This is a genomic window from Sulfitobacter aquimarinus, assembly GCF_040149565.1.
In the GTDB taxonomy this organism is placed as follows: domain Bacteria; phylum Pseudomonadota; class Alphaproteobacteria; order Rhodobacterales; family Rhodobacteraceae; genus Sulfitobacter; species Sulfitobacter aquimarinus.
Genome location: NZ_JBEFLO010000003.1, coordinates 102,232 through 115,203 on the forward strand (window position 1 = coordinate 102,232; position 12,972 = coordinate 115,203).

Annotated in this window: 11 protein-coding genes; 4 read left to right on the top strand and 7 right to left on the bottom strand. The window is 59.2% G+C overall.

Features of this window, described 5'->3' with window-relative positions; genetic code table 11:
- Nucleotides 1-24: 24 nt before the first annotated feature.
- Nucleotides 25-2,721: a preprotein translocase subunit SecA gene (gene secA, locus ABMC88_RS07515; RefSeq protein WP_349576243.1), complete on the bottom strand. Its 2,697-nt coding sequence runs from the start codon at nt 2,719-2,721 to the stop codon at nt 25-27.
- Nucleotides 2,722-2,897: 176 nt separating this feature from the next.
- On the opposite strand from secA, the gene ABMC88_RS07520 reads away from it, so the two are divergent.
- The 4 genes from ABMC88_RS07520 (at nt 2,898) to ABMC88_RS07535 (ending at nt 5,639) form a co-directional block, all read left to right on the top strand.
- A complete protein-coding gene (locus ABMC88_RS07520) occupies nt 2,898-3,752 on the top strand; it encodes a peptidylprolyl isomerase (RefSeq protein WP_349576244.1) in 855 nt (284 codons plus the stop codon).
- A gap of 9 nt (nt 3,753-3,761) precedes the next feature.
- Nucleotides 3,762-4,988 carry a bifunctional glutamate N-acetyltransferase/amino-acid acetyltransferase ArgJ gene (argJ, locus tag ABMC88_RS07525; protein ID WP_349576245.1) on the top strand — a complete coding sequence of 409 codons (1,227 nt, stop codon included), beginning with the start codon at nt 3,762-3,764 and terminating at the stop codon, nt 4,986-4,988.
- The gene (locus ABMC88_RS07530; protein ID WP_349576246.1) at nt 4,985-5,383 is read left to right on the top strand and encodes a (deoxy)nucleoside triphosphate pyrophosphohydrolase; all 399 of its coding nucleotides are present in this window, start codon (nt 4,985-4,987) and stop codon (nt 5,381-5,383) included. Before argJ ends, ABMC88_RS07530 begins: the two co-directional genes overlap by 4 nt.
- Before the next feature lie 124 nt (nt 5,384-5,507).
- A complete protein-coding gene (locus tag ABMC88_RS07535; RefSeq protein ID WP_349576247.1) occupies nt 5,508-5,639 on the top strand; it encodes a hypothetical protein in 132 nt (43 codons plus the stop codon).
- A 69-nt stretch (nt 5,640-5,708) separates the two neighbouring features.
- On the opposite strand, the gene infB is transcribed toward ABMC88_RS07535, so the two are convergent.
- The 6 genes from infB to pip all read right to left on the bottom strand — a co-directional run bounded on the left by infB (nt 5,709) and on the right by pip (nt 12,950).
- Nucleotides 5,709-8,183, bottom strand: a complete 2,475-nt coding sequence (gene infB, locus ABMC88_RS07540) for a translation initiation factor IF-2 (RefSeq protein WP_349576248.1) — start codon at nt 8,181-8,183, stop codon at nt 5,709-5,711.
- Between the two features lie 9 nt (nt 8,184-8,192).
- Nucleotides 8,193-8,813, bottom strand: a complete 621-nt coding sequence (locus ABMC88_RS07545) for an RNA-binding protein (protein WP_349576249.1) — start codon at nt 8,811-8,813, stop codon at nt 8,193-8,195.
- 26 nt (nt 8,814-8,839) lie between these two features.
- A complete protein-coding gene (nusA, locus tag ABMC88_RS07550) occupies nt 8,840-10,450 on the bottom strand; it encodes a transcription termination factor NusA (protein ID WP_349576250.1) in 1,611 nt (536 codons plus the stop codon).
- Entirely contained in the window at nt 10,450-11,025 is a 576-nt protein-coding gene (rimP, locus tag ABMC88_RS07555) for a ribosome maturation factor RimP (RefSeq protein ID WP_349576251.1), read from the bottom strand. Before rimP ends, nusA begins: the two co-directional genes overlap by 1 nt.
- 126 nt (nt 11,026-11,151) lie before the next feature.
- Nucleotides 11,152-11,982, bottom strand: coding sequence for an ABC transporter substrate-binding protein (locus tag ABMC88_RS07560; protein ID WP_349576252.1), 831 nt, complete (start codon nt 11,980-11,982; stop codon nt 11,152-11,154).
- Nucleotides 11,979-12,950 carry a prolyl aminopeptidase gene (gene pip / locus ABMC88_RS07565; RefSeq protein ID WP_349576253.1) on the bottom strand — a complete coding sequence of 324 codons (972 nt, stop codon included), beginning with the start codon at nt 12,948-12,950 and terminating at the stop codon, nt 11,979-11,981. The genes ABMC88_RS07560 and pip overlap by 4 nt, the downstream gene beginning before the upstream one ends.
- Nucleotides 12,951-12,972 lie beyond the last annotated feature (22 nt).

Here is a 12,972-nt window from a genome sequence, read left to right on the forward strand (position 1 = left end):
CTTGGGCAATACTATGGCGCCGCGTTAGGCAAGGCGCCCGTGGCAATGTTTGAACTTGTCGCCAGAACCACAGGGGCAAGGCTCATTCCGGCCGGGGTTGCCCCACGTGGATTCATCGTTCTCGTCAAAGCCCGGTGCAGGTGTGCCGATGGTTGCATCAGGCGCATCCACGGGCACCGCAACTTGCGCTGCTTGCTGTTGCGCCAGCATCGCTTCCATCATGCGCTGCTGCTCTTCCTCGCTGGGCGGCATAATGCGTGACAGCTGCTGGGTGACGTCTGCGCGCAGACTGTCAAGCATCCCTTCAAACAGCTGGAAGGACTCGTTTTTATATTCGTTCAGCGGGTCACGCTGCGCGTAGCCACGAAAGCCCACGACCGAGCGCAGATGTTCCAACGTCAACAGATGCTCGCGCCATTTCGTATCAATCGTTTGCAGCAAGAAGTGCTTTTCGATGTTGCGCATGCTTTGTTCGCCGAACAGCTCGGTCTTTTCTGCCATCAGCTTGTCTGTTGCCTCGATCAGGCGATCACGGATGACTTCGTCGTCCACACCGTCCTCTTCGCACCATGCGATGATCGGCACATCCACGCCCAACTGTTCAATCACAGCAGCATAGAACCCCTGCGCGTCCCATTGGTCGGCATAGGTGTTGGCGGGCATGTACTGGTCAATCAGATCGTCGATGACCTGATGGCGCATGTCCTCGGTGATCTCTTGCAGATCCTGCGCTTCCATAATGTCGCGACGCTGGCCAAAGATGACCTTGCGCTGTTCGTTCATCACGTCATCAAACTTCAACAGCTGCTTGCGCATGTCAAAGTTGCGGCCCTCGACCTTGGCTTGTGCGCGTTCCAGCGATTTGTTCACCCACGGGTGAATGATCGCCTCGCCTTCTTTCAGGCCCAGCGTGGTCAACACTTTCTCCAGCTTTTCGGAGCCGAAGATACGCATCAAATCATCTTCCAACGACAAGAAGAACGAGGACCGCCCCGGATCCCCCTGACGGCCCGATCGGCCGCGCAACTGGTTATCAATGCGGCGGCTCTCGTGACGCTCGGACGCGAGGACGAACAGGCCGCCGGCCTCCAGCACTTTCTTCTTCTCGTCGGCAGTCTCTGCCTCGATGCGGGTGCGCACTTCGGCGGGATCGGCGTCAGGGTTGGCGGCCAAAGCCTCTTGGACCTTCAGCTCGACATTGCCGCCCAGTTGGATGTCGGTGCCACGGCCCGCCATATTGGTCGCAATCGTCACCGCACCGAATTTACCGGCATCACCGACAATCTGCGCTTCTTGCTCGTGCTGGCGAGCGTTCAGCACGTTGTGCTTGATCCCTTCGGCATCCAGCAACTTGCTGAGCATTTCCGACTTTTCAATAGACGTGGTCCCGACAAGACAAGGCTGCCCTTTGGCGTGGGCTTCCTTTGCCTTTTCGATCATGGCCGCGTATTTTTCCTGCGCCGTGCGGTAAACCGCGTCGTCCTCGTCAATCCGCGCAACCGGCACGTTGGTGGGCACTTCGACCACGCCAAGCCCGTAAATCTCCATGAACTCGTCCGCTTCGGTCAGCGCCGTGCCCGTCATGCCTGCCAGCTTGTCATAAAGACGGAAGTAGTTCTGGAACGTCACGGACGCGAGCGTGATGTTTTCGGGCTTGATGTCGACGCCCTCTTTGGCCTCGATCGCCTGATGCAAACCATCGCCCAAACGGCGGCCCGCCATCATGCGGCCTGTGAACTCGTCGATCAGGACGACTTCGCCATCGCGCACGATGTAGTCTTTGTCACGCTCGAACAATGTATGCGCACGCAGACCCTGGTTTACGTGGTGAACCAGCGACGTGCTTTCGGGATCATACAGGGTAAACCCCTCTTCCAGCAGATCGCGGATGCGCAGCTGTTCTTCAAGGAACTCGATACCGTCATCGGTAAAGGTCACGCCGCGGGTTTTCTCGTCCAGCTCGTAATGGTCGGGCGCCAGCAACGGGATCACGGCGTCGATGGTCTGATACATATCCGAGCGGTCGTCCGACGGGCCCGAAATAATCAGCGGTGTCCGCGCTTCGTCGATCAGGATGCTGTCCACCTCATCCACAATCGCAAAGTTGTGCTGCTTCTGGAAAATCTGGCTCAGCTCGGACTTCATGTTGTCGCGCAGATAGTCAAAGCCCAGCTCGTTATTGGTGGCATAGGTAATGTCACAGGCATAGGCGGCGCGCTTGGTCTCGTCGTCCATGTTGGGCACGATATAGCCGGTGGTCAGACCCAGCGAGGCAAAGACTTTGCCCATCCACTCCGCGTCGCGCTTCACGAGGTATTCGTTCACCGTGACGATATGCACGCCCTTGTGGGTCAACGCATTCAGGTAGGCCGCAAAGGTCGCGGTCAGGGTCTTACCCTCACCTGTCTTTTGTTCTGCTACGTTGCCTTGGTGCAGGAAAATCGCGCCCATCAGCTGTGTATCAAACGCCCGCAGGCCCAGCGTGCGGCGCGCGCCTTCGCGGCAGTTGGCAAAGGCTTCGGGCAGCAGGTCGTCCAGGCTTTCGCCTTTCATAGCGCGAGTGGCCAGCTCTTCTGTCTTGTTCTTGATCTGGTCGTCGGTGAGCTTTTCAAACTCCGGCTCCAGCGCGTTTACCTTCTCCACAAGCGGGCGAGCGGCCTTGATCTTGCGATCATTTGGCGTGCCAAAAACCTTTTTAGTGAGTTTTCCTAGTCCCAGCATGCGATCTCCAGCCGAAGTTTATAAATCTATGGCGCGATCTGCTTGCCCCGCAAACACCCAGTCCATAGATAGAAGGGGAGAATGGTGGCAAACGCCGCGCCCAATGCGGATGTAAGGGCCACCCGTAGCCAAGTCAATGTAGGCGGCCCCACCGCACCTGAATGATAGGACGAACAATGCAAAAACCCCTCACTTTTCTTGTACCTCTGGCAATTGTTGCCGCCCTTGCCCTGCCCGCAAGCGCACAAGAGACTGCAACAGCCGACCCCAAAACGGTTGTCGCCACGGTTGGCGAAACGGAAATCACCATTGGTCACATGATCGTGGCATGGGCCAGCCTGCCCGAGCAGTATCAAAACCTGCCCGATGACGTCCTGTTCAAAGGCATTCTGGACCAACTGGTGCAACAGACCGCGTTGATGCAGCAATTCGACGGCACTCTGCCCGCCCGCGTTGATCTGCAAATCGAGAACGAGCGGCGCTCGCTGGTGGCGGGTGAAGCCGTGAACGGCATCATGGAAAAACCGCTGGACGAAGCCGAAGTGCAGGCCGCTTATCAGGCCGATTTCGGCAGCGCCGAACAAGCACCCGAATATAACGCCTCACACATTCTGGTCGAAACCGAGGAAGAAGCGCTGGCGCTGGCAGAAGAGCTGGCAGGCGGTGCGGATTTTGCCGCCCTCGCACGCGAGAAATCGACAGGCCCCTCGGGCCCCAACGGCGGGCAGCTGGGGTGGTTCGGTGATGGCGCGATGGTGCCTGAATTCGAAGCTGCGGTGAAGTCTATGGACGCTGGTGCGGTTTCTGCCCCCGTGAAAACCCAATTCGGCTGGCACATCGTCAAACTGAACGAGACCCGCATGCAAGAGGCCCCGGCCCTTGAAGAGGTCCGCGAACAGATCGAGCTACAGTTGCGCCAGCTGCGCGCCCAAAAGGTGATCGAAGAGATTACCGGATTGGCCGATGTTGACCGTTCGGCAGCCGAAGGCGTGAACCCGTCGGTAATCAAACAGATCACCGCGCTGGAGTAACGCTGTACCATGGCCAAAATCACCGATGTGTCCCCGCTGGCCCCTGCGGCTTTTCCCGACCTGCCCGTTATTGAAGGCGTAGAGTTTGCAACCGCTGCGGCGGGCATAAAGTACAAGGGCCGCACGGACGTGATGTTGGCCGTGCTGGCACCGGGCAGTGTGGTGGCGGGGGCGTTCACACGCTCGGCCACGCGGTCGGCCTGTGTGCTGGATTGTCAGGACAAGATCGGCGGCGCGGCCGAGGGCCCTGCCGCGATTTTGGTGAACTCGGGCAATTCGAACGCGTTTACGGGCAAAGGCGGCGTTGCCTCGGTTCAGGCGATCACGGCGGCTGTGTCTGACGTCTGCGACGTGCCTGTCGGGCGGGTCTTTACCTCGTCAACTGGTGTCATCGGCGAACCCCTTCCCCATGACCGCATCATCGACGTGCTGGAGGGTCTGTCCCGCAATACCGATGCGGCCGATATAAAAGGCGCAGCCGCCGCGATTATGACAACAGACACCTTCGCCAAAGGCGCAAGCGCGCAGGTAGAGGTGGACGGAAAAACAGTCTCTATTGCGGGGATCGCCAAGGGATCAGGCATGATCGCGCCCGACATGGCGACGATGTTGGTCTATATCTTCACCGATGCACAGATTGATCAGGCGGCGCTGCAATCCATCGTATCGGGCGCGAACGAGCAGACGTTCAACTGCATCACGGTCGATAGCGACACGTCGACCTCGGACACGCTGCTGGTTGCGGCAACGGGCGCCAGCGGCGTTGCAGTCGCAGGCCATGACGGGTTTGCGCAGGCATTGCACGGCGTGATGAAAGAGCTGGCCCACCTTGTGGTGCGCGACGGTGAAGGCGCGACCAAATTCGTCGAGATCACAGTGACGGGGGCCGTGGACGATGCCGATGCAAAGATCCATGCACTGTCTATCGCCAACTCTCCGCTGGTGAAAACCGCGATCGCGGGCGAAGATCCGAATTGGGGCCGCGTGGTCATGGCGGTTGGAAAATCGGGGGCTGCTGCCGACCGTGACCGCCTTAGCATCCGTTTCGGCGATGTCGAAGTCGCCAAAAACGGATGGCGCAGCGAAGACTATTCCGAAGACGCCGCAGCCGCGCATATGAAAAACGATCACATCGTGATCGGGGTCGACATTGGAATGGGTGACGGAGAATCAACCGTTTGGACCTGTGATTTGACCCACGGCTACATCACCATCAACGCGGACTACCGATCATGAAGATGGTTCTGGTCTCCGCCGTTGCGTTGGTCGACATCGACGGGCGCGTGCTGTTGGCCCAGCGCCCCGAGGGCAAATCAATGGCCGGTCTTTGGGAGTTTCCGGGCGGAAAGGTTGAGGCGGGCGAAACCCCCGAGGCCGCCCTGATCCGTGAGCTGCAAGAAGAGCTGGGGATTGATACCTGGGCGTCCTGCCTTGCGCCACTGACCTTTGCCAGCCACGCCTACGAAGACTTTCATCTGATGATGCCGCTGTTCGCCTGCCGGAAGTGGGGCGGCACCCCGCGCCCGAAAGAAGGCCAAACCCTCAAATGGGTGAAACCCACGCAAATGGCTGAGTACCCGATGCCTGCGGCCGATATTCCGCTTGTCGCGATGCTGCGAGATTTGCTGTAACTGCATCGACGCAACATTAATTCTTAATCATTCTATATTATAAGCAGTTTGTTTCCATCTTTTGGTGGAATAGCTAATTTTTTTGGCTATTGTTAAACCTATAGCAATTCTGGGGAGGATGAACATGCTGCGCACAATCACACTTGGCACTTGCGTCTCGGTACAGGGCACATTCGTTCGGGCAATGCCCGACGGGCGGATCGCCGTACAAGTAGACAACACCGTCTATTCCGGTGTGCCGATCACAAAGAAATAACCAAGCTTTCAGAACGAAAAAAGGGACGGTGTTTTGCACCGTCCCTTTTTCTATGTCTTGCAGGCTGTATTACGACAGCGAGCGTTCCACTTCTTCGCGGGTGAAAATCTCGATCACATCGTTCGGGCGGATGTCCTCGTAGTTTTCGAACGCCATGCCACATTCCTGACCGGACTGCACTTCGGGCACTTCGTCCTTGAAACGCTTGAGCGTTTTCAACGTGCCTTCGTGGATTACCACGTTGTCGCGCAGCAGACGCACACCGGCAGAGCGGCGCGCCACACCTTCGGTGACCAGACAACCAGCGACTTTGCCGACGCCGGTGACCTTGAACACTTCTTTGATCGACGCGTAGCCGATGAAGTTTTCTTTGATCTCGTTGCTGAGCAAGCCCGAGGCCGCCGCTTTTACATCGTCCACCAGATCGTAGATGACCGAGTAATAGCGGATCTCGACACCCTTTTGGTTGGCGGTGTTGCGGGCAGAGGCGTTCGCACGGACGTTAAAGCCCATGATCGGCGCACCTGACGCTTCGGCCAGACCAACGTCTGTTTCGGTGATAGCACCAACACCCGAGTGCAGAACCCGCACGCGGACTTCGTCGTTGCCGATTTTCTCCATCGCTTGCACGATCGCTTCGGCAGAACCCTGCACGTCCGCTTTTACGAGAATAGGCAGCTCGGACACGTTTTCGTCTGCTTTGGCATTTGCCATCAGCTGATCTAGCGTTGTCGCCGCACCAGCGGCAGCGCGTTTGTCTTTCGCTGCGTTAGCACGGTATTCCGCAATCTCGCGGGCTTGCGCTTCGGTTGCTGTCACGTTCAACACGTCACCCGCTTCGGGTGTGCCGTTAAGGCCAAGAACCTCGACGGGAACCGACGGGCCTGCTTCTTTGACGCGGTTGCCTTGGTCGTCGATCAGCGCACGGACCTTGCCGTACTGCTCACCCACAACAAAGATGTCGCCCTGACGCAGTGTACCGTTCTGAACCAGAACAGTCGCCACAGGACCACGACCCACGTCAAGCTGCGCCTCGATCACGGCACCAACGGCGGCGCGATCTGGGTTGGCTTTCAGTTCCAAAATCTCGGATTGCAGGGCAATCGCTTCGAGCAATTCATCAAGACCATGACCTGTTACAGCCGAGACTTCGACGTCTTGCACTTCGCCCGACATCTTCTCGACGATGACCTCATGCTGCAGCAAGGCTGCGCGCACACGGTCCGCATCAGCGGCGGGTTTGTCGATCTTGTTGATCGCGACGATCATCGGCACTTCGGCCGCTTTCGCGTGGGCAATCGCCTCGATTGTTTGGGGCATCACAGCGTCATCCGCCGCAACAACCAGAACTACGATGTCCGTTACCTGCGCACCGCGTGAGCGCATGGAGGTAAAGGCCGCGTGACCCGGGGTATCGAGGAACGACAGCACCTGACCGCCATCGGTGGTCACCTGATAGGCGCCGATGTGCTGGGTAATGCCGCCCGCTTCGCCTGCGACAACTTTGGCGTTGCGGATCGCATCCAGCAACGATGTTTTGCCGTGGTCGACGTGGCCCATGATGGTGATAACCGGAGGACGACCGATCAGATCGCCTTCATCATCTTCTTCCAGCTTGATCACGTCTTCGACGTCGGCGTCCGATACGCGGACAACCTTGTGGCCGAACTCTTCGATGATCAGCTCTGCGGTGTCTGCATCAATCGTTTCGTTCTGCGTGACCATCAGGCCGGACTGCATCAGCGCCTTAACAACGGCACCTGTCTTTTCAGCCATACGCGCAGCCAGTTCGGACACGACAATTGCCGGTGGCAGTTGCACGTCACGAATGATCTTTTCGCGCTCGACTGTGCCGCCCATCGCCTTGGCACGGGCGCGGTCTTGCTTGCGCTTCATCTGCGCCATCGAGCGTTGACGCCCGCCTTCGCCACCACGAAGTGCCTGGTTCACTGTCAACTTGCCAGAGCGGCGATCGTCGGCCTGACGGTTCTTTTTGTTCGTCTCCTCGCGGTCACGCTCGGTCTTGCGGGGCGTGGCGGCGGGGGCGGGTTTGTTCGGCGTCGGGCGGGCGGCCGAAGGCGTGGCGGCTGGTGCCGCGGCAGCAGCTTGCGCGGCGGCCTCTGCGTCACGCTTGGCGCGCTCTTCCTCGTCGGCTTTTGCCTTCAGGCTTTCTTCGCGGGCTCTGTCTTCAGCTTCCTTCGCTTCGATCTCGGCGCGGCGACGCTCGCGATCTTCTGCGCGGGCCTTTTCTTCCGCTTCGCGGGCTGCGGCCTCTTCGACCTCACGCGCTTTGGCGGCCTGCACAGCCTTCAGGCGGCGCTCCATCTCGGAGTCTGTGATACCTGCGGGGCGTCGCGAGGGATCGCCTACAGGACCAGCACCGGGGCCGGTTGGTTTTTGTCCGCCTGGCTTGGGAACAATCACGCGCTTGCGCTTTGTTTCCACCACGACGTTCTTCGTCCGCCCATGGCTAAAGCTTTGCTTTACGTTGCTGGGACGTGAGCCACCAAGGCCCAATGTTTTTCTGCCGTCACTATCGCTCATCTAGCTCGTCTATCCTTTCGGCTGGTCGATACCAGCCTCGTTTTTGCGCACGCCGTTCAATCTATGGGCTTCCTCTACAACACGCAGAGTGAGTCCACCAGAGGCGAGCGCCCCATGTATCACAGTTTGGCGTCCAAACGCCAACCCAAGTTCATCCGCCGTCAAACAACCAATGTAATGGCCGTAATGCGGCGTGCTTAGTTTCGATTTGCCGCGACCCGAACCATCAACAGCCTGGATCAATACCAGCGCCTCTTCGGTTTGCAGCCATGTTTTCACCTTCTCATAGCCCGCGACGGCCTTGCCCGCCTTGCGCTGCATCGAGATCAGATCAACCGTGCGCCGCGCCAACTGCCGCTCAACCTCGGCCACCAGATCGTCCGGCACCTTTGCAGGTTGTTTGGCACTGCGCGCAAAAGCGCCTTTTTTCACGGCCGCCTCAAGCGCGGCACGGTCCGCTGTGACCCATATACCACGCGCGGGCAGTTTTCCCAAGATGTCGGGAACAACCTGCCCGTCAGGACCAATCACAAAGCGCACCATACGGTATTTCGGCTGCACTTCGCCTGTGGCGATGCACTTCCGCTCTGCGCCGCTTTCGCGGTCTTTGGATGCGCCACCGCGTCCCATGCTGGCTCCTACCCCAAGACCCGAGATCAGGCCTCGGCCTCCTCTTCTACGTCGTCTTCATCGGCACCAGCGTCCAGCTCGGCCGGATCAACCCAGCCCAACAGAACGCGGGCGGTCATGATCATGCTTTGCGCGTCTTCCAGCGTCATGTCGAACGGCTCCAGCGTGCCGTCGTCTTTGATCCGCTCGCCGTTTTCGGTGGTCCAGCCGCCAGCCAGTTCCCAATCCGCGCAAGTTGCGAAATCTTCCAGCGTTTTGACATCGTCCTTGGCCAGCGCTTCGATCATCTGCGGCGTCAGGCCGTCGAATTCGATCAGGCTGTCCTCGGCGCCCAGCGCACGTGCGGCGTCCAATGCGGCCTTGTTCTGCGCTTCCAGCACGTCGCGGGCACGGGCCTGCAATTCGCCCGCTGTCGCCTCATCCACACCGTCGATGACCAGCAGTTCGTCCACTTCGACGTATGCCACTTCTTCAAGGTTGGTGAAGCCTTCGGCCACCAGAAGCTGGGCAAAGAATTCGTCCAGATCAAGGTTGTCCATGAACAGTTTTGTACGCAGCTCGAACTCGGCCTGACGGCGTTCGCTTTCCTGCTCTTCTGTCATGATGTCGATGTCCAGCGCGGTCAGCTGCGAGGCCAAGCGCACGTTCTGACCACGGCGACCAATCGCAAGGGACAGCTGCTCTTCGGGAACGACAACTTCGATTTTGCCCGCTTCTTCGTCCAGAACAACTTTGGACACTTCAGCAGGCTGAAGCGCGTTCACAAGGAAGGTCGGCGTGTCTTCGTTCCACGGGATGATGTCGATCTTTTCGCCTTGAAGCTCGTTCACGACGGCCTGCACGCGGCTGCCACGCATACCAACGCAAGCACCAACAGGGTCGATCGAGTTGTCATAGGAGATCACAGCGATCTTTGCACGCGAACCGGGGTCACGGGCCACGGCCTTGATCTCGATGATGCCGTCATAGATTTCGGGGACTTCCATCTTGAACAGCTCGGCCATGAATTCGGGCGCTGTGCGGGACAGGAAAATCTGCGGTCCGCGCTGCTCGCGGCGCACGTCCTTGATGTAGACGCGGATGCGGTCGTTGGGGCGATAGGATTCGCGGCCGATCTTTTCGTTGCGGCGCAGGATCGCTTCGCCAGCGCCCACATCAACGATGACGTTGCCGTACTCTTCGCGCTTGACCAGACCGTTGATGATCGTGCCTGCGCGGTCTTTGAATTCTTCGAACTGGCGGTCACGCTCAGCTTCGCGGACCTTTTGCAGGATGACCTGCTTGGCCGATTGCGCAGCGATGCGGCCCATTTCAACAGGCGGAACTTCTTCGACAAAGGTCTGCCCGACCTCGGGATCAGCCATGTATTGTTTGGCCTGCTCAACCGTGAATTCGGCCTGATAGTTTTCCAGCTCTTCCTCGGCGACGACTGTGCGCACGCGGGTAAAGGTGGCGCGACCTGTCTTGCGGTCGATGCTCACACGGATGTCCATTTCCGCGCCGTAACGCGATTTGGCCGCCCGCGCGAGCGATTCTTCCATCGCTTCGATCACCAGCGCTGGGTCGATCATCTTTTCACGGGCAACAGCTTCGGCAGTTTGCAACAGTTCCAGCTGGTTTGCGGATGTAATGGCCATTAGTTCTCTCCCTCGTCGGTCTCGTCCGACACTTCGTCAAATTTACTTTCGTCGATTACGCCGGACGCTTTGCGCTGGCGCAGCATTTCTTTGATCAGCTCGTCGGTCAGGACCAGCTTGGCATCACTTAGCCATTCGAACTGTAGGCCCACGGTGCCTTCTTCGATGTTGATCAGCACTTCGTTGCCTTCAACGCCTGCCAACTCACCCTTGAAACGGCGTCGGCCGTCGATCAGATCATCGGTTTCCAGCTTGGCCTCATAGCCTTCGAAGTTCTCAAAATCCTTGAGACGCGTCAGCGGGCGGTCAATGCCCGGGCTGCTGACCTCAAGCGCGTATTCATCGGTGATCGGATCCTCAACATCCAGAACGGCGCCGACGGCTGTGCTGATCTTGGCGCAGTCGTCTACTTCAATGCCGCCCTCGGGCTTGTCGGCCATCACTTGCAGGATCGCGTTCTTGCCAGACATCAGGCGCACGCGCACCAATTCATACCCCATGTCTTCGATGACGGGGGTGATGATCTCGGCCAGTCGGCGGTCCATCGCGGCTTTTGCAATCAGGTCGTTGTTCATTATCTCACTTGGCCTTTGGGCACAAAAAAACGGGCGCACGGCCCGTAACATGATTTCGGTGGGTGGCTTGGTTTGGACCCAAGCACCGCGCTGTTGATTGCCATATACGCGGGGTGCGGCAGAACTTCAAGCCCCCCACCACCGCTGCGGTGCACGCAGGTCGTCGAACACACCGCGGCCCAGCGCCATAGGCATCGCCACACTGGTCGCCACAGCGTGACCATCCCACACAGCAATATCGTTAAACCCGCTGAGCGGGGAGGCATCGGCAATATCCGCACCATCGACCAGATATTCGGCCACCGCTTGGGCGCGCACAGGATCAGACGGGATCGACACCAGCTCAACCTCGTCAAACCATCCCGCCTGTCCGTCTTTCCAATGCTCCGCCACACGGGTCGCCAACAACTGCTGGCCCGCAGCAAAGTGGCGCACAGCATAAAGACCAGTGCCAATGCCTGCGTCAGGCGCGTGGGCAGGGCGGATAATGTGGGCAAGACCGCTCAGCAAAAAGGGCAGCGCAGGATCGGGGCGCGGCAAAGTAATACGGACGTCGCTATCTGTCACAGGGCGCACATCGCCCAGCGCCCGCAGGCTATGCGCAACATCCGCCGCTTTCAGCGGTGCGCCATCGTGGAAAACCACACCTTGGCGCAGTTTGAACGTCCAGATGCGTGCATCATCGCTGCGGGTCCATTCTGTCGCCAATTCGCCGCGCAGGGTGCCATCGGCGGCAATCTCGGTCAGAGTTTCGTAAACCAGACCCAAACGGGCAACCTGCATAAACAGGCCGTCACCGCGCATCCAGCCATCGCTACGCGCAGCGCCCGACAGCGCCAGCCGCAGCTTGCCGCCGCGCATGGGCAGCGGCCCCGCACTTACCCCCGTTGCAGCCAGCAATGCCGCCGCCGCACCGCTGGCAAACAGCGCACGTCTATCAAGGGGTCGGCGCGTCATTGCGCTGCGATCCTGTCCATGGCGCGGACCAGCTCGGCGCTGATCCCCGGCTCTGACAGGGCGTGGCCTGCATTGCGGACCATCTTCAGCTCGGCCTTGGGCCATGCGCGGGCGATGGAATAGGCGCTTTGCGGCGGGCAGATCATATCGTAACGGCCCTGCACAATCACACCGGGGATATGCGCGATACGGTCCATCTGCGCCAAAATCTGGCCGTCATACTCCAGAAAACCGTTGTTGATGAAATAGTGATTCTCGAGCCGCGCAAAGGCACGCGCATATTCGCCCGGTCCCTCGATCATCTGACCAGCGGACAAGATTGACGCCAGAGCGTTCTCCCACCCCGACCATGCACGGGCATAGCGGGTTTGCTGGGACAGATCATCCGAGAACAGGCGGCGGTGATAGGCTTTGATGTAATCGCCGCGCTCGTCTTCGGGGACAATCGCGGTGAATTTCTCCCAGACCTCGGGCCAGAATTTACCAGCACCGCCGCCATAGAACCAATCAAGCTCAACCTGCGTCATCAAAAAGACGCCGCGCAGAATCAGATGGCTGACCGCTGCGGGATGCGTCTGGGCATAGATCAGCGACAGCGTCGCGCCCCAGCTGCCGCCAAAGACAGCCCATTGCGCGATACCGAGCGTCTCGCGGATCAGCTCGATATCGGCGACCAGATGCCATGTGGTGTTGTCGGTACAGGACGCATGCGGGGTCGAGCGGCCACAGCCGCGCTGGTCAAACAGCACGATACGGTATTTGGCAGGGTCGAAATAGCGCCGCATGGACGGGCTGCACCCGCCACCCGGGCCGCCGTGCAACACAACAACAGGGATACCGTTCGGGTTGCCGCATTGCTCTACATATACCACGTGCCCCTGCCCCACGGCCAGCATCTGCCGGTCGAACGGGTCCAGCGGAGGGTACAGATATTGCACTGCGCGCTTTTGATCAGGGGTCTTATCCATTACTTGCCCTATATAGTACGAG

Excerpts from the sequence above, each read along its gene's own strand:
- nusA (WP_349576250.1), bottom strand. The coding sequence starts at position 10,450 with ATGGCCATTACATCCGCAAACCAGCTGGAACTGTTGCAAACTGCCGAA.
- secA (WP_349576243.1), bottom strand. The coding sequence starts at position 2,721 with ATGCTGGGACTAGGAAAACTCACTAAAAAGGTTTTTGGCACGCCAAAT.
- argJ (WP_349576245.1), top strand. The coding sequence starts at position 3,762 with ATGGCCAAAATCACCGATGTGTCCCCGCTGGCCCCTGCGGCTTTTCCC.
- rimP (WP_349576251.1), bottom strand. The coding sequence starts at position 11,025 with ATGAACAACGACCTGATTGCAAAAGCCGCGATGGACCGCCGACTGGCC.
- pip (WP_349576253.1), bottom strand. The coding sequence starts at position 12,950 with ATGGATAAGACCCCTGATCAAAAGCGCGCAGTGCAATATCTGTACCCT.
- ABMC88_RS07530 (WP_349576246.1), top strand. The coding sequence starts at position 4,985 with ATGAAGATGGTTCTGGTCTCCGCCGTTGCGTTGGTCGACATCGACGGG.
- infB (WP_349576248.1), bottom strand. The coding sequence starts at position 8,183 with ATGAGCGATAGTGACGGCAGAAAAACATTGGGCCTTGGTGGCTCACGT.
- ABMC88_RS07545 (WP_349576249.1), bottom strand. The coding sequence starts at position 8,813 with ATGGGACGCGGTGGCGCATCCAAAGACCGCGAAAGCGGCGCAGAGCGG.
- ABMC88_RS07520 (WP_349576244.1), top strand. The coding sequence starts at position 2,898 with ATGCAAAAACCCCTCACTTTTCTTGTACCTCTGGCAATTGTTGCCGCC.
- ABMC88_RS07535 (WP_349576247.1), top strand. The coding sequence starts at position 5,508 with ATGCTGCGCACAATCACACTTGGCACTTGCGTCTCGGTACAGGGCACA.
- ABMC88_RS07560 (WP_349576252.1), bottom strand. The coding sequence starts at position 11,982 with ATGACGCGCCGACCCCTTGATAGACGTGCGCTGTTTGCCAGCGGTGCG.